The following is a 15,425-nucleotide window of genomic DNA, read 5'->3' as shown; positions in this document are numbered from 1 at the left end:
CAGACTAGTAGGGTTGTCCAATTCTTTCCTTAACATCCGCCTTGCGATTAACCCTCGCAAGGTTCTTTTTTCTGCTACTGTATCCCAAAGTAACCAAAGCAGCTACTAAAACACTGCACCGCATATTCTTACGTAAAATAAATTCGTAAAGATATTTGGGCAATCCACCGACAACCTAGGAGACAGTGGAGAATCCGTAGTATGGGGCGGTTTATTAATGAGGATACGTATGAAGGGCAGAGTGATAATCCGTTGAGTTTGAATTTGTATACGTTATGTCGGAAACAACCCGGTATTCTGTATTTTACGAGGTGAACTTAGAAACATGGGGAACAGCAATAAATCGGCATGAAAGGCCATCTTCCGAACAAATAAGGAGGAGGCCTTTTCATATATCCTTGGAGCTCCTGCCAAGTATAGACGTCCCTATTTGCTCCGCGGCTTGACGATCGATAGACCGAACCAGGTCTGGGGAATCGACATCACCTATCTGCGAATGGGCAAGGGGTTTATGTACCTGTTCAATATGATTGGAAGCTAGAGATGCTTAGTATCCCCGATTTAGAGACAAATGTTGAACATGGACGTCAACTGATTGCAGACGCAGACCCGATAAGAATTGCCGAGAAATTTGCTAGTAGTAATCATTTTTCAAGTTCCCTACATTCTTTAACTGAATTAGAAGATATGCTCCTGAAAAAAAGATCGGAGACTAGGGACGTGGATTGGGAGTTGATTTTAGAAGCAGCGGCTTATTTTGGGAAGTAGTTAGAATGAATTATTCTGGTGCATGGATGTGGGACGAATTAAGAAATATCCCTGTGGTGAACCAGATTAGAGGTAAGACTAATTTGTTCGTTAATCCTCTTAGTACAGTTTCAAAGTTCTGGGGGAACCCGGCAAATGAGAGCTATGGACTGAGTGTTAAACTCTCACAAATAGCTAGACTTGCAACCTTTTAAAAGACGAGTCGCCTTGCGACTAACCCTTGCAAGTTTTTTTTGCGCATCTCCACTTCTAATCTTCTGAATTTTCCAGTACTGCACGTTCTGTCGCTGACCTCACAGTAACATGAATCAACTTGTCGATGCAAAATGAAAAGAAGAGCAGCTTGACTGGCTGTTCTTCCTTTATTTTACGATGTATCTAAATTAGCTGTTGTTTGTCACAATAGTTTACCCCACCAAAGGAGCCGACTGCCCCAGCGTTCCCTCTACGGGGTGCCCTTCCCTCCGCCAGTACTCGATGCCGCCGAGCATCTCCTTGACCATAAAGCCAAGGCCGGAGAGGCGGGCTGCGCCTTTGGTGCCGCCGTTGCAAGCGGGTCCCCAGCAGTAGACGACGATGGCCTTGCTACTCGAGAAAGCCGCGGTTGTCTCCGCGCTTATCAGGTTGGACGGCAGATTGATCGCGCCCGGAATATGGCATTCCTCATACGCTTTGGCGCTGCGCACATCGATCAGGAGGAAGTCATCCAGACCGTGCAGCATGTCAAAGCGGACATCAGCAACGTCGGTTTCGACGGAAAGCTTGTTCATATAATGGCGATGCGTGTGTTCAGGCGAGGCGAACGGTGTCTCGAGGACGAGCGATTGGCGAGTTGTCAGGGTCATTGGAATTACCTCCAGTTAGTTGGATTGTCGTGAATAACTTGATTTCACTGTAGCACAGTCCTCGAAACTGGCGTTATCGGTAGTTTTCAATAGCAAACTTCAATAATTTTGATACTACGCGACGGCGGCCCTAAGTACCGCTAACCAGCTCGATGAATCCTAGAAAAGCTTTCGGTTTCCATTTTTTCTTAGCGTAAATGAGCTGGGTGTAGAATTGGCAGGCGGGATGCTGAAAAGGAATCGCCGCGACCTGGCCTTTGCGGATTTCCTCGGCCACCGTAATCCGGGGCAGCAGCGCAACGCCAAGCCCATAATTGACGCACTGCTTGATCGTTTCCAAGTTGCCGAATTCGTAGGAAAGCTTGCAACTGATCTGCTGCTCCTTCAAAACCTTAAGCAGCATAGCGCGGTACGTACAGCCGTCTTCGGTCAAAATCAAGGATTCATGCGCCAAATCTTCGGCACGAATTTCGCGCTGTCCGGCGAATCGATGATCGGGACTCGCAACGATAACCAGCGGTTCCTCCCTCAGCATGACGCATTCAAGCTCCGGATCGCGAAACGGTGGATCCAGAATAAAGCCGACATCCAACGTCCCCTCTTTCACCGAATCGATGATGTAGGGTTCGTTCCCCGGCTGAATCATCACATGAACGTCAGGGTAAGTGCCGCGGTAAGACTGAAGAAACGGCGGCAGAAAAAACGAAGCCAGCGTTTCAATCGTGCCGATCGAAAGGGTTCCCTTGGACTGCCGGGCTACGACTTCTTTGGATTCTTCGTGCAGGCGATAGATATCGTTCGCATACTGCAGCAGCGCCTCGCCGGCCATCGTCAGCTTCATGGTTCTCCCGAATCGTTCGATCAAGACGGCGCCGTAAGACTCCTCCAGCTTCTGAATCTGCGTTGTCACACTGGACTGCGCATAGCCCAGCGTCTCTGCGGCTTTCGTAAGGCTTCCCCATTTGGCAACCTCGCGAAAGGTTTTTAAATACGTCAATTCCACCGGTTTTCCCCCGCTCCATCCTCAAGTTCCAAACACTTTACCACGATCTCCGGTTTCCCGCAAGATGGCTGCGGCAGGGGGCTATAGAGTTGGGAAGCGGGTGAATCCACCGGGCTTTCCTGCACATTTGCGATGCTTGCCCGGCAGAGGTACAATGAAGAAAAAGCAGTTCAGAGAGGAGCTCCGACATGAACGAAAAGCAGTTGGAACGCATTCGCAATGGGCAAGGCTTTATCGCAGCACTAGATCAAAGTGGCGGGAGTACGCCAAAGGCTTTGCAGCAATACGGCATCGAGCCGAGCCGGTATTCTGGCGATGAAGAGATGTTTGCCATGGTGCACGCAATGAGGACGCGCATTATCAAGAGCCCGGCGTTTAATGCCGAATACATCCTAGGAGCCATTCTGTTTGAGAACACGATGGATCGGAAGATTGACGGACTGTTTACGGCCGAGTATTTGTGGGAGAAAAAAGGCATCGTGCCTTTCCTGAAAGTCGACAAGGGGCTGGCGGACAAAGAGGGCGGCGTACAGCTGCTAAAACCGATGCCCGATCTGGACGATCTGCTCCGGCGGGCGGTAGCACGCGGCGTCTTCGGAACGAAAATGCGTTCCGTCATTTATGAGGCGAATTCGGATAGCATTCGGAAAGTCGTGAAGCAGCAGTTTGAAATCGGCAAGCAAATTTGGGCGGCAGGACTTGTGCCGATCATCGAGCCCGAAGTCGATATTCACAGCGCGGATAAAAGTGAATCGGAACGCATCTTGAAGGAGGAGATCCTCGGGGAACTGTCCGCTCTTGCGCCTGACGTGACCGTGATGCTGAAACTGTCGATTCCAAGCGAAGACAATCTCTATCGCGAACTGATGGACGAGCCGCACGTTGCCCGTGTAGTCGCCCTGTCCGGCGGCTATGAACGCGAAGAAGCCAATGAGCGTCTGGCTCGCAATCACGGCCTGATTGCCAGCTTCTCGCGCGCTTTGGCGGAAGGCTTGTACGATCAACAGTCGGATGAGCAATTCAATGAGGTGCTGGCCGACACCATTCAATCCATCTACAAAGCGTCGATCACTTAAGCGAGATAACAACAAAGCCCGCGCTATCCCTAGCGCGGGCTTTGTGCGTTTTCAGACAGCCACCGATGCAGCCAAGTGGCCGAACGAAAGGCTGGAACTCCCCTCCTACAACCGATTCAAAAACGGCACCACCATATCCGCGATACGCCTGTGCCCGGTCTCATTCGGATGCAGACCATCCGACGTAAAATGCGGCAGCGTCCAGCTGTTGAAGCCGCTCTCTGCGTACAAATCCAGCACGGGCAGCGCATAACGGCGCCCGATGGCCACAACAGCGTCCGCATAGTCGGACAGCCGGTGTCCCGCCGCATTGACATAGAAAATGTCATACTGGTCTTTATCCCGCTGCAGCGGTGTCCAGAGACTTAGCCGGCATGCCGGGTTTTTCGTTAAGATATCCTCGATGACCGATGCATATGCACCGTAAAACGTATAAATATCGCCCGTACCCAGCTCGCCGAGCGGCTTATCCAGCCGGAAATCGTTCACACCGGCAAAAATTGTGACACAATCCAGCGACGTGTCGATCGCTTTACCGATGTGCGTCGTTGCGCCATAATCACGTTCGCCGCCGGCGGTCATCGTACAGCCGCTCTTGCCGTAATTGACGACGCGCGCGAAGCCAAGCTCCGCCTGCACCAGCGGCTGGTAGCCGCCGGCTTCGGTTATGCTGTCCCCGAGGGTGCCCCAGGACTTTCCTGTCCATTTGCTGCTCATGCCGAATACATCTCCTTTAATTCCTATCCTGTGCCTAAGACGATCTCGCCAAGCCAAGCCAAGTCACGATCAAGCCAAGTCACGATCAAGTCAAGCCTACTTGCACTCCGCCTCAAACGTCACATCGCTCGCGGCGACTTCCAGTTCCACATCCGCCTGCCCCGGGCGCTCGCCCAACCACGCGCCGTGCGCGACGAGCCTGCGCTGCAGCTCCGGCACCGAGATGTCGCGGAAGCCTGTGCCTTCCGCGCCCGCCATCGCCGCGGCGATGCCTGCCGCTTCGCCCATGGCGAAGCAATTCGGCATGACGCGCAGCGAGCCTTGCACCGGCCGGTCGGACGACACGGAGCGTCCCGCCACGATCAAGTTCGACTTGCCCTGCGGCAGCATGCATCGGTAAGGGACGCCGTGCGACTTGCCTTTGGGCAAGTGCTTGATTGTCATAGCCGCCCCCGCATTCGCAAGATGAATGTCGATGAAGTACGAGTTGCGGGCGATATCGTCCTCAAACGTGCGCATCGACAAGAAGTCTTCGACAACGAGCGTGTAATCGCCTTGAATCCGGCGCGTTTCGCGAATGCCGATCTGATCGCCGGAGTGGACGAGCACGATGTTCTCGAAGCCAGGCACATATTTCTTCAAAAAGCGGATCTGCGTCTCAATCAATTGCCGCCCCTCAATGGCAGCACGCGTCAGATCTTCCGCTTTGGTCCCGTCGATGCCGAAAATATGCCCGAAATTAAAGCCGACAACGCTGTCCGTAATCCACGCTTTGCCTGAGATGCGCTTGCGGCCTTCAGGCAGGTCGCCGTTCTTCTGCGCTTCCGACACGAGCTCTTCCTGCTGCGGATGATGGCCGCTTTCCTTCAAGTACTGGTCGTACCGCGCTTTATCCGCGCCTGTTACGACATAACACATCGTGCCCGGCTGCAGCTCGCCCTGCTCGCCGCCGACCTGGAACGGCACGCCGGCCAGCGCCGCCAAATCCGCATCGCCGGAAGCGTCGATGTACAGCTTCGCCTGGACGACCGAGCGGCCGGTCTTGTTGGAAATCACGATGCCGCTAATGCGGTCGCCGTCCAACAACACTTGATCCGCGACCGTGTGGAAAAGCACCTTCGCGCCGCTTGCGAGCACTTCGGTATCGTAAACGCGCTTCAACGTCTCGACGTCGATCGGCACCCAGTCGAGCTGTTCCTTGTACCGCCCCAGAAAATCCGGCCCTGCCGCTTGTTTCATCTTCTCGAGCAGATCGAGGCCAATGCCCCGGATGACCGGTTTCTCCCCATCCGTATAAGGGCAGAATGCCGGCACCAACGCAGCGGTCCCCATGCCGCCAAGGTAACCGCGCTGCTCGATCAGCAGCGTATCCGCGCCTTCCCGCGCCGCCGCAATCGCAGCGGCAACGCCTGTGGCGCCGCCGCCAATGACGACGACATCGGGGGTATAGCTGACCGCCAGCTGCTGAGCGGGAATTGTAACGGTAGTTTTCATTGTTGTCATAACTTTTCGTCCTCCTTGAAATTGCTGTCCTTGCTTCTCATTATAAAACCCGCCCCCCAAGGAACTAGTTTAATTTTTGTTTAACGTAAAAATAGCGCATGCTATGATAAGAAAAAAGAACACGCATCGAAGAAGGAGGTATCCCGCCATGCCTGTCCGCAAATCCGTCACGCTGCGCACGATTGCCCGAGAGCTGGGCATAACGGTCCAGACCGTCTCCAAAGCGCTTAAAGGCAAGCCCGGCATGTCCGAGGCGACCCGCCAGCTCATCGTGCAGACCGCCGAGAAGCTCGGATACTACACGATGGATCAGATCCGCAGCCTGCGACTCGACCACATCGCGCCATATCCGAGTGAACGCATGCGTTTTCTACTTATCCAAACGGCGGAGTCCGTTCCTTACAACGTCCGTTTGCTGCAAGGGCTGCAGGACCGTTTTTTCTCGTTCGGCCACCGGATCGAACTGCTGCAGCTGCCCAAAGCGATCCGCGAGGAGGCGATGGCCGGCTGGCTCGAAGAGAACGGCGCGCATTATGCGGACGGTGTGTTTATCGCACCGAGCATTTTGCCGCAGACCTGGGAGCGGCCCTTGTTCGAACTGCCGGTGCCGCGCATCCTGCTCAGCTTCCCGCCGTCCGGCGTCAAGATCGACAGCGTGATCTGGGACGTCTATGAGGCGACGTGCCAAGCCGTCGCGCACTTGCGCAGCCTAGGCCACGAACGCATCATGTACGTGGGCACCACGCTTGTGCAGCGGGGCTTCGCGCTGCGTTGGCAGGCTTTTGACTATGCGATGCGCTTATCAGGCATCGCAATAGATCCCGCGATGCACGCCACGGGCGAGCGCCAAGGATCGGAGCGGCTGCGCAGCGAGCTCCGCGAACGAATCAAGGCGCATCGTCCGAGCGCCATTCTGTGCGGCGTCGACGGCGAGGTCGCCGACGTCTATGCGGCATGCCGGGAGCTAGGCCTCCGTGTGCCCGAACATATTTCGCTCGTCGGCCTGCTGAACGCACAGCCGGACACGCTCCCGCTGTTCACCCGCCCGCTGCTCCCGATCAGCGAGACGGGCTACAGGGCGGCGGACCGCATGCTGTGGCGGATCGCCAACCCTACGCTGCCATATGAGCATATTCGCATTCAAGGCGATTTTTTCGTAGGCGAGACGACCGCTCCGCCTGCCGTCGCCGACGCAACCTGAGAATCCAACCAGAAATCGTAAGAAGCTACCAGCGTATCCGTCGAGGTTCCACGTTATAATAGATTTTACAAGTGTTATGAAAAGCGAGGAGGAGCCCCCCATGTACAAATTGGTCATTGTCGACGATGAGCCGACGGTTCGCTACGGATTATGCCATTACGTCGATTGGGCTGCTTACGGCATTGAAGTCGTCGGCGAGGCGGACGATGGAGATAACGGTCTGGACGTTGTGGAGCGCGAAATGCCGGACATCGTGCTGACCGATGTGCGCATGCCCGCGATGGACGGCATTCAAATGTCGAACTTGCTCAGCGAGCGGTTTCCCCATATGAAGATCGTCTTCATCAGCGGGCACGACGACGCAGAATATTTGAAATCGGCACTCAGAGTGAAAGCCGTGGATTATATGTTCAAACCGGTCAATCTGGCTGAGCTCGGCCATGTGATTGAGAAGGTCGTCAGCCAGTTGGATGCGGAGCGCGAAGAGCGCAGGCTGATCAGCGAGATGCAGTACAAGCTGACGCAGAGCATGCCGCTGCTGCGGGAGAAGTTCCTCATGGGGCTCATTCGCGAGAATTTGCTCAGCCCTGCGCGCATGCAGGACCGGATCGAGTTCCTTGGTCTGAACCTGCCGATGGAAGGCGCCTACATGGTGATCGCCATTCGGATCGATAACGCAAGCGAGGTCGCGCAGACGCGCTCAGAACGGGATCAGCAGCTCCTGGCCTATTCGGTCGTCAATATCGTGCAAGAACTTATCGACCGCGAAATCGGCGGCTACGTCTTCGAACATCAGCTTGGCGAGTTTGTCGGCATTTTGCGCATGACGGAAGAAGAAGACCAGGAAAACCAGCTGTTCAAGCTGGCGGAAGAAGTGCGGGACAGCCTCCATCGTTATCTTAAAATCAGTGTCACCATCGGCGTCGGCGAGCGTACAAAGCTGCTCAGTGCGCTTCCCAACTCCTATACCCAAGCGCGGGAGGCTGCGGACCAACGGTGGTTCCTCGGTAAAAATCAGATCATCTCCATGGACAACCTGGAGCACGATGAAGGCGGCGCCTACCGCTACGATCCATCGCAAAATGAACGGATGAGCTCCTCCCTGAAAGCGGCGGACACCGCGAAAGTGGACGAGGAACTTCAAGCCATCTATCAGGCGCTGCTGCGCAATCGCACGGACGGCATCGCCTACGGGCGCAACGTAAGCTTGCAGCTGATTCTGCTGGCCAACCGAATTCTCCTTGAAGTCGGGATTCGCAATAATGAAAGCCGGGAAACCGGACTCATGTCCAAAGTTTTTGAACAGGAGACGCTTGAAGAGCTGCGGATGCTCGTTGCCGCCTATCTGAATGACGTGTGCCACCGAATCGGTGAGAAGCGCAGCGGCAAAGCGAACAACGTCATCGAGCGCACGAGGCACCTGATCGAGCAGCGGTATGCCGAGAACCTGCAGGTCGGCGACCTCGCGGGGGAGGTTTTTTTATCGACGACATACTTATGCCTGCTCTTCAAGCAGGAAACCGGCGAAACGATCAACGAATATATGACGAAGGTGCGCATTGAGAAGGCGAAGGAGATGCTGAAGGATCCCGGCACCAAGTTCTATGAGGTGTGCTATGCGGTCGGCTATTCGGACCCGAGTTATTTCAGTAAAATTTTCAAAAAATATACCGGCTACACCCCCAGCACGTTTCGCGAACAAGTCATGTAAAGGCGGTCGATCCGCATGAGACCATTCAAGACAATTAACTGGAACTACCTCTCGTTGATCTTTAGGGGGGCGATGGCGGCCAGGCTGTGGCTCGTTGCCTATGCAGTGCTGATCATCATACCGGCTTCCATTTTTCTGTACCTATATTCGCAGCGCTATTCGCACATTCTCGAAGAAGAAGTGACGCGCACGATGCTGCAGACGCTCAAGCAGGCGGAAATCAACCTGGATCACCAGTTTAACTCCATTCGCGATACGTCGAATTCGCTGTTCACGAACCCGAACTTGCTGAAATATTTGAAGGTTGCGGCTACGCCGGCGGACCAACTGGAAGCTTTGAAGGAGCTTAGATACATTATCGATAATGCAAAAACCAACCTCAATGTGTTCCGGGTGCGCATCTATGTGGATGAAGATAAGTTGTTTTCCCATGAAAAGTTCAACTTCTTTCCGCTCGATAGCATCCAGTCCAGGCCATGGTACGGAGAGATCGCCGAGGCGGGCGGAATGATGACCTGGACAGGCGCCTATTTGGAAAATTATATCGACGTCGGGGAAACGTATATTTTTTCGAATCTGCGTATGCTGCGGGATCCCGATCACTACGATATTTTGCCCGGCGTTCTTTCCGTTGATATGGACGTTCGGCAGGTGGACAGCATTCTGTCGACCATACAGCTTAATAAGGATCAAACGGTCTACATGCTGGCGCCGGACGGTAAAATTGTACTGCACAGTGATAAAAAGCTCTTGGGCACCAAGCTCAGTTCTACGGCGGTGCTGAATGCTGTGCAAACGAATGCGGAAGGCGTTTCGCCGATTGCGGAAGGGAACCGAGACCTCTACGTCGTCTATACGACAATCAATGCTACGGGCTGGAAGCTGGTCGCCGAGGTGCCGAAGAAGGGCATCAATTCGCGTGCGGTTTCGCTCAATCAGTTTTCCAGTGTGGCGACGCTGACCGGCGTTACCGTTATGTTCCTTATTCTTGTCTTCATTCTGATGGCGTTTATCGTGCAGGGAATGAATCGCAGGGTGCAGACGGTGATTAGAGCGATTAAACGGGAAGGGTTGGAGGGGCTGGAGGACCGCAGCGGCACGATGGCGATCGGGGATTTCAAGGTGCTGGAGAATAGCGTCGACCACCTCATTCACCGCGTCCGTGATCTCATGGAGGAGACGTATACGACGAAGGTGCAGGAGCGGGAGGCGCAGCTGCGCGCGCTGCAAGCGCAAATCAATCCGCACTTCCTGTACAATACGCTCGATACGATCAATTGGATTGCCATCGGCCGCGGCGCCCAGGACATCTCCCAAATGATCGACAGCTTGGCCAAATATTTCAGGCTCAGCCTGAATAAAGGCAAGGATGTCGTGACGGTGACGGATGAGCTGGAGCTGGCGAAAGTGTATCTGGAAATCCAACAGACGCGTTTCCCCAAAAGCTTCGAGTTCGCGATCGTCATTCAATCGACGGGATCGTCTGAGGACGGAACCGACGCAGCGGCAGAGCTGTCGGCGTTTTTCATTCCGAAGCTGACGCTTCAGCCAATCGTCGAGAACGCGCTCCTTCACGGCATACGCAAGTCGAAGGGCAAAACCGGCACAATTACGCTCACCGCGGCCATCGACGGGGACGAGCTGACGCTTACCGTGCGCGACGACGGTATCGGCATGGAGCCTGCTTTTGCCCAAAGTTTGCTGACCGAGCCGAGGCCGACGATGCGGTCTGACGGTTCCGGCAGCTCGTACGGGCTGTATAACGTCAACGAGCGCATCAAGCTGTTCACCGGCGAGGCGCAGGGGCTGTTCATCGAGTCGCAGCTTGGCGAAGGCACGACCATCACGGCGCGGTTTCCCCGGCGGCCGATCTCACAGAAAGAGCATCTCTCTTAAGCGAGAGGTGCTTTTTTTCTTTTAGAACAAGACCATAAAATAATACCAGAAACACAAAGATCACCATCTACAGATACCGGCGAAGTCTCTCTATAATAGGGCTATAACAACTTGGAGGTGAACGTGAGATGGAAATTACAGCACCGGCAGACAACCTGCAGCAGGTTGCATCGACGAAAGTAAAAAAGAACAGATGGAAGCTGTTTCGGAGCAATTTCGATATGTACTTGCTGCTAGTTCCGGGCCTATTGTTCTTGCTCTTATTCAAATACACCCCGATGTACGGGATTATTATCGCGTTCATGGACTACAATATTTTCGACGGGATTGCAGGGAGCGATTGGGTTGGACTGGCGCAGTTCAGCAAGCTGATTCATTCCGATGAGTTCATGCAGGTGTTCATCAATACGCTGCTCATTTCCTTGTACAAGCTTGTGCTGTTGTTCCCGGTACCGATCATCATTGCGCTGCTGCTGAATGAAGTTCGGAGAGCATGGTTCAAGCGAACTGTACAGACTGTCATTTTTCTTCCGCACTTTCTGTCCTGGGTCATCATCTCGGGATTGTTCATTACAATTTTGTCGCCGAGCGGCGGTCTTGTGAACAATCTCATCGTGTTTTTCGGTGGGAAGCCGATTTCCTTCTTCCTCGACAACAACTTCTTCCGCAGCGTAGTCGTATTTACGGCTGGTTGGAAGGAATCCGGCTGGAACGCCATAATCTTTATCGCCGCCATCGCCGGTATCGAGCAAGAACAATATGAAGCGGCATCGATTGACGGAGCGGGACGGCTACGGCAAATGCTGTACATTACGCTTCCGGGCATCGTCCCTACCATTATCCTGATCCTGATTTTGCGCTTAGGGTACTTGCTCGATGCAGGTACGGAGCAAATTCTAACCATGTATAATTCGGTCGTCTATGAAAGCGGCGATGTGATCGGTACTTACGTATACCGCATGGGTCTAGGTCAGCAAGATTACAGCTTTAGCACAGCTGTTGGTCTGTTTAACTCCCTGATCGGCTTTATCCTCATCATTGCGGGGAATGAGATTAGTAAAAAATTAGTCAAACGCAGCATTTGGTAGGAGGTGCAGGCATGAGAAGAAAAACATTCGGCGATTGGACTCTGGACGTCTGCGTCTACGGCGCGCTCATCCTGTCAGGATTAGTGACGCTGCTCCCGATGGCCAACGTGCTGTCGAAGGCGCTAAGCGACGAATCCGCCGTTATTTCCGGGAAAGTGGGGATCATCCCCGTCGGCTTTCAACTTGATACGATGAAATACGTGGCGTCTTCCAGTCAATTTTTACATTCGATTTCTGTCTCCTTGTTCGTCATGGTTGTCGGATCCGTGCTTTCGATTCTGCTGACCGCCTTGACAGCTTATCCATTGTCCAAAAGGCATCTGCCGGGCATCCCGTTCATTCTGCTCTTATTCATCTTCACGATGCTGTTCAACGGAGGCATTATCCCGAACTATCTGCTGATGAAAGAGCTCCATCTGATCAATAATCTGTGGTCGCTGATCCTGCCGGCGCTGATCTCGGTGTTCAACATGCTGGTCATCAAAAGCTACTACGAATCGTTGCCGGAAGCTTTGGAAGAATCGGCGAAAATGGATGGGGCGCGCAACTTTACGATCCTGTTCCGAATTATTTTGCCGCTGAGCACACCGGTTATCGCGACCATCGCGCTGTTCTATGCGGTGTATTTCTGGAACGATTACTTCCATCCGATGCTGTATATTTCGAACGCGAGCTTGAAGCCGCTTCAACTGTATCTGCGTGATATTGTCATGGATGCCGACAGCTCGTCAGCGATGAACAAAAGCGTCGACGATCTCATGAACATATCGCCGGAAGGCATTCGATCGGCAACGGTCATCGCGTCCATCATACCGATGCTGCTCGTGTATCCATTCCTGCAGAAGCACTTTGTAAAAGGCGTCTTGATCGGCTCCGTGAAAGGGTAAGCGTGCGTTAACGCCTGAAGTGGCAACGCTTCGGGCTTAATGATAAGATACACACAATATCTAGGGAGGGTTTTGCATGTTAAAGAAAAACAAAAAGCTGATGCTCGTTACGCTCACAGCGGTTCTCTCCGCTTCCTCGCTTGTCGCTTGTTCCTCCGGCAGCAGCACAAGCAGCTCCGCACCTGCAGCAACAGGGGCGGCAGCAACCGCAGCTGCTACGCCTGCTGGTCCTAAGCCCGAGCTGAAATCGCTGCAAATTTGGCAAAAGGACGACTACAATACGTACCCGGTAGCCAAGTACCTTGAGCAGGCGACAGGCTATAAAGTGCAGTACGACATGCTGCCGCAGGATAAACCGCAGGATAAGCTCAACATTTTGATTGCCTCCGGCGAGCCGTACGACGCTGTAACTACGGCCGGAACTACCGATTTTAAAGCGCTGTATTCCGACTACGCGAGAAAAGGCGCGCTGATCGACCTAGGCCCGCTGATTGATAAATATGGTCCGAACATCAAGGCGGCGATCGACCCGGAAGCTTTGGAAGCTGCCAAAGTCGACGGCAAATTGTATGCGATTCCAACGAGAACATTGTCCTTCGTTGCGACAAGCTTGTACATCCGCCAAGACTGGCTGGATAAAGTCGGCATGAAGGCACCGACAACGTTAGATGAATTGGTTGCGGTTTTGAAAGCGTTTAAGGAAAAAGATCCTGGCGGCAACGGCGATAAGAACATTCCGCTGACCATTAACGGCGACTCCGCCTTTATCGCGAATATTGCGGGTGCGTTCGGTCTTCCGAATTTCTGGAATGACGTCAACGGCAAATTGACGCCGCGCGTACTGGACCCTGCCTATAAAGATTACGTTGCGTTTACCAGCGATCTGTTCAAACAAGGTTTGATCGACAAAGAGTTTGCCGCCAATAAAGACGCCACGGCCAAAGAGAAGTTCACCAGCGGCAAAGCCGGCATGATTATGATGAACTGGTCGGATGTGCCTGCCATTGCGGATGCTTTGACCAAAAATATCCCGACTGCCAAAGCAGCCTTTATCCCGGCTTTGAAAGGCAAGGACGGCAAAATGGGCTTGTCCGCTGCGAAAGGCTTTGACCGCATTACGTATATTCCGAAATCCTCCAAACATCCGGAGGACGCTATCAAATGGATGAATGCGAAGCTGGAGAAAGATACGTTCAGAACAATGGCAATCGGGGAAGAGAACAAGCATTATACGTTTAAAGACGGTCAATATACGCCGATTCAACCGATTTTTACCGATGAGCGCAACCAAGCGAACAACTTCTTGACAGGCACCGACGACAAAAACTATCCGACCTATTGGCAAGCACGCGTGCGCAAAGATATGCGTTTGTTTGAAGCTTGGGATTTCATGAACGGGAAAGCGCCGGCTGAAGCAAAGGTCGTTGACCTGCTGGGCTACGCGCCGTACATGCAAGAGTTCTCGAAGAACTTCCAAACGCTGAACACGATGTCCAATGAATTTACGACAAAGCTGATTTTCGGTGCAGAGCAGATAAGCAATCTGGATACCTTTATCGCAAAATTCAAATCCTCCGGCGGCGACGCCAGCTTTAAAGAAGTGAATGAGTGGTATGCGAAAGTGAAGAAATAAAGCGAACGGCCCTGGGCGATGATCTTTCGTCCGGGGCTGTTTTGCTTGCGATCGCTGTCTACGACCGAAATCGATTCTGCAAAATCGGATTATCTACGCCCTGATCCTTCAAATTGCGCGGCTCGTTTTTGTTGAACTGATTCTCGAACACAAGGTTGGCGGTATGCGGCTCCTCAATCAGCACGCCGTAATTTCCGTTCTTATCGATGTGATTTTCCTGCATATCGTTAAAATCCGAAGACGCTTTGATCCCGCTCTGGCGGTTGTTCTTCAGGTCAGTAAACCCGGCAAAGCCGTAATTGCTCATGAACAGCAAGCCATTGCCCAGATTCTCTTTCGTACTGCCGTCAACAATCAGTGAATTCGTGCTTCGCGACATGACGCCGTTCCCCCGATTGCGCCCCACCGTGTTATGCAGAAGCAGGTTGTTGTCTGAACCGCTGAGCAGGATGCCGTCGCCCCGATTCCGGGAGATGTGATTCTCTGCAATGGCATTATGATTGCTGTCCAAAACTTGAATACCGTAGGACCGGTTGGCTTGCAGCTTGTTATCGATGATCCAGTTCGATGACCCGCTGTTCAATTGAATGCCGGTGCCTGCGCTGCCGCGGCCGATGCGTTCAATCGTATTTCGGACAATTAGGGTGCCGGTCGAAAGCAGCACGAAGAGGCCGAGTGGAAGCTCTGCGCCGGCTATGTGCCGAATGGTATTGTTCATAATGCGATGAGATTTGCCATTATACAAGCGAATGCCGTTGGATACGTAATTTTTGATGTGAAAACCGTTAATTTCAACCCCCGCCGTAAATTCAAGGCCGAAGGCTTCCGCCAAGCTGAACTTGCCATCAAGAATCGCAGCATGCGGTTCTTTGGAGACGATGCGAAGATTGTCTTTGCCGCTCGGCACTAGAACGGTTTCATGGTACACGCCCTTTTGAACGAGAATTACATCTCCGGGATTCGCTGCATTCACCGCATCTTGGATCGCGGTCGGACTGCCTGGATACACAGGAAAGATGGGCACGGGGGATCACCTCACTAGCATCTATATAGCTAGTATAGTAGATTCCACAAGCGGGGAAATGGTAAGGAACAAA

12 protein-coding genes are annotated in these 15,425 nt (G+C 53.2%); 7 read left to right on the top strand and 5 right to left on the bottom strand.

Going from position 1 to position 15,425, the window contains the following annotated elements:
• Positions 1–1,175: 1,175 nt before the first annotated feature.
• Positions 1,176–1,613, bottom strand: a complete 438-nt coding sequence (locus EJQ19_RS04960) for a rhodanese-like domain-containing protein (protein WP_241242739.1) — start codon at positions 1,611–1,613, stop codon at positions 1,176–1,178.
• 130 nt (positions 1,614–1,743) lie between these two features.
• The gene (locus EJQ19_RS04955; RefSeq protein WP_126140090.1) at positions 1,744–2,616 is read right to left on the bottom strand and encodes a LysR family transcriptional regulator; all 873 of its coding nucleotides are present in this window, start codon (positions 2,614–2,616) and stop codon (positions 1,744–1,746) included.
• A gap of 188 nt (positions 2,617–2,804) precedes the next feature.
• Between EJQ19_RS04955 and EJQ19_RS04950 the strand changes: the two genes are divergently transcribed.
• On the top strand, positions 2,805–3,692 hold the full coding sequence (locus tag EJQ19_RS04950) for a fructose bisphosphate aldolase (RefSeq protein ID WP_126140089.1): 888 nt from the start codon (positions 2,805–2,807) through the stop codon (positions 3,690–3,692).
• 105 nt (positions 3,693–3,797) lie between these two features.
• Here EJQ19_RS04950 and EJQ19_RS04945 read toward each other — a convergent pair whose 3' ends face one another.
• Together EJQ19_RS04945 and EJQ19_RS04940 are read right to left on the bottom strand one after the other, a co-directional pair.
• Positions 3,798–4,409, bottom strand: coding sequence for an SGNH/GDSL hydrolase family protein (locus EJQ19_RS04945; RefSeq protein ID WP_126140088.1), 612 nt, complete (start codon positions 4,407–4,409; stop codon positions 3,798–3,800).
• 96 nt (positions 4,410–4,505) lie between these two features.
• Entirely contained in the window at positions 4,506–5,903 is a 1,398-nt protein-coding gene (locus EJQ19_RS04940) for an FAD-dependent oxidoreductase (protein WP_126140358.1), read from the bottom strand.
• 157 nt (positions 5,904–6,060) lie between these two features.
• Here EJQ19_RS04940 and EJQ19_RS04935 point away from each other — a divergent pair, with 157 nt between their 5' ends.
• From EJQ19_RS04935 to EJQ19_RS04910, 6 genes are all read left to right on the top strand, one after another.
• On the top strand, positions 6,061–7,113 hold the full coding sequence (locus EJQ19_RS04935; RefSeq protein WP_164716324.1) for a LacI family DNA-binding transcriptional regulator: 1,053 nt from the start codon (positions 6,061–6,063) through the stop codon (positions 7,111–7,113).
• A 100-nt stretch (positions 7,114–7,213) separates the two neighbouring features.
• Complete coding sequence (locus EJQ19_RS04930) at positions 7,214–8,824, top strand: response regulator (RefSeq protein WP_126140086.1); 1,611 nt, start codon at positions 7,214–7,216, stop codon at positions 8,822–8,824.
• Between the two features lie 15 nt (positions 8,825–8,839).
• Entirely contained in the window at positions 8,840–10,720 is a 1,881-nt protein-coding gene (locus tag EJQ19_RS04925; RefSeq protein ID WP_126140085.1) for a cache domain-containing sensor histidine kinase, read from the top strand.
• Positions 10,721–10,848: 128 nt separating this feature from the next.
• Positions 10,849–11,808 (top strand): ABC transporter permease, encoded by a 960-nt coding sequence (locus tag EJQ19_RS04920; protein WP_126140084.1) that lies wholly within the window; start codon positions 10,849–10,851, stop codon positions 11,806–11,808.
• Between the two features lie 11 nt (positions 11,809–11,819).
• Positions 11,820–12,695 carry a carbohydrate ABC transporter permease gene (locus EJQ19_RS04915; RefSeq protein ID WP_126140083.1) on the top strand — a complete coding sequence of 292 codons (876 nt, stop codon included), beginning with the start codon at positions 11,820–11,822 and terminating at the stop codon, positions 12,693–12,695.
• 76 nt (positions 12,696–12,771) lie between these two features.
• A complete protein-coding gene (locus tag EJQ19_RS04910; protein WP_126140082.1) occupies positions 12,772–14,328 on the top strand; it encodes an extracellular solute-binding protein in 1,557 nt (518 codons plus the stop codon).
• 58 nt (positions 14,329–14,386) lie between these two features.
• On the opposite strand, the gene EJQ19_RS04905 is transcribed toward EJQ19_RS04910, so the two are convergent.
• A complete protein-coding gene (locus EJQ19_RS04905) occupies positions 14,387–15,352 on the bottom strand; it encodes a right-handed parallel beta-helix repeat-containing protein (protein ID WP_126140081.1) in 966 nt (321 codons plus the stop codon).
• Positions 15,353–15,425: the final 73 nt, after the last annotated feature.

Source organism: Paenibacillus whitsoniae (genome assembly GCF_003955665.1).
GTDB classification, from domain to species: domain Bacteria; phylum Bacillota; class Bacilli; order Paenibacillales; family NBRC-103111; genus Paenibacillus_E; species Paenibacillus_E whitsoniae.
This window is presented reverse-complemented; position numbering and strand designations above follow the sequence as displayed.

Coding starts and splice junctions, on each gene's coding strand:
- EJQ19_RS04960 (WP_241242739.1), bottom strand. CDS start 1,613: ATGACCCTGACAACTCGCCAATCGCTCGTCCTCGAGACACCGTTCGCC.
- EJQ19_RS04950 (WP_126140089.1), top strand. CDS start 2,805: ATGAACGAAAAGCAGTTGGAACGCATTCGCAATGGGCAAGGCTTTATC.
- EJQ19_RS04945 (WP_126140088.1), bottom strand. CDS start 4,409: ATGAGCAGCAAATGGACAGGAAAGTCCTGGGGCACCCTCGGGGACAGC.
- EJQ19_RS04940 (WP_126140358.1), bottom strand. CDS start 5,903: ATGAAAACTACCGTTACAATTCCCGCTCAGCAGCTGGCGGTCAGCTAT.
- EJQ19_RS04935 (WP_164716324.1), top strand. CDS start 6,061: ATGCCTGTCCGCAAATCCGTCACGCTGCGCACGATTGCCCGAGAGCTG.
- EJQ19_RS04930 (WP_126140086.1), top strand. CDS start 7,214: ATGTACAAATTGGTCATTGTCGACGATGAGCCGACGGTTCGCTACGGA.
- EJQ19_RS04925 (WP_126140085.1), top strand. CDS start 8,840: ATGAGACCATTCAAGACAATTAACTGGAACTACCTCTCGTTGATCTTT.
- EJQ19_RS04920 (WP_126140084.1), top strand. CDS start 10,849: ATGGAAATTACAGCACCGGCAGACAACCTGCAGCAGGTTGCATCGACG.
- EJQ19_RS04915 (WP_126140083.1), top strand. CDS start 11,820: ATGAGAAGAAAAACATTCGGCGATTGGACTCTGGACGTCTGCGTCTAC.
- EJQ19_RS04910 (WP_126140082.1), top strand. CDS start 12,772: ATGTTAAAGAAAAACAAAAAGCTGATGCTCGTTACGCTCACAGCGGTT.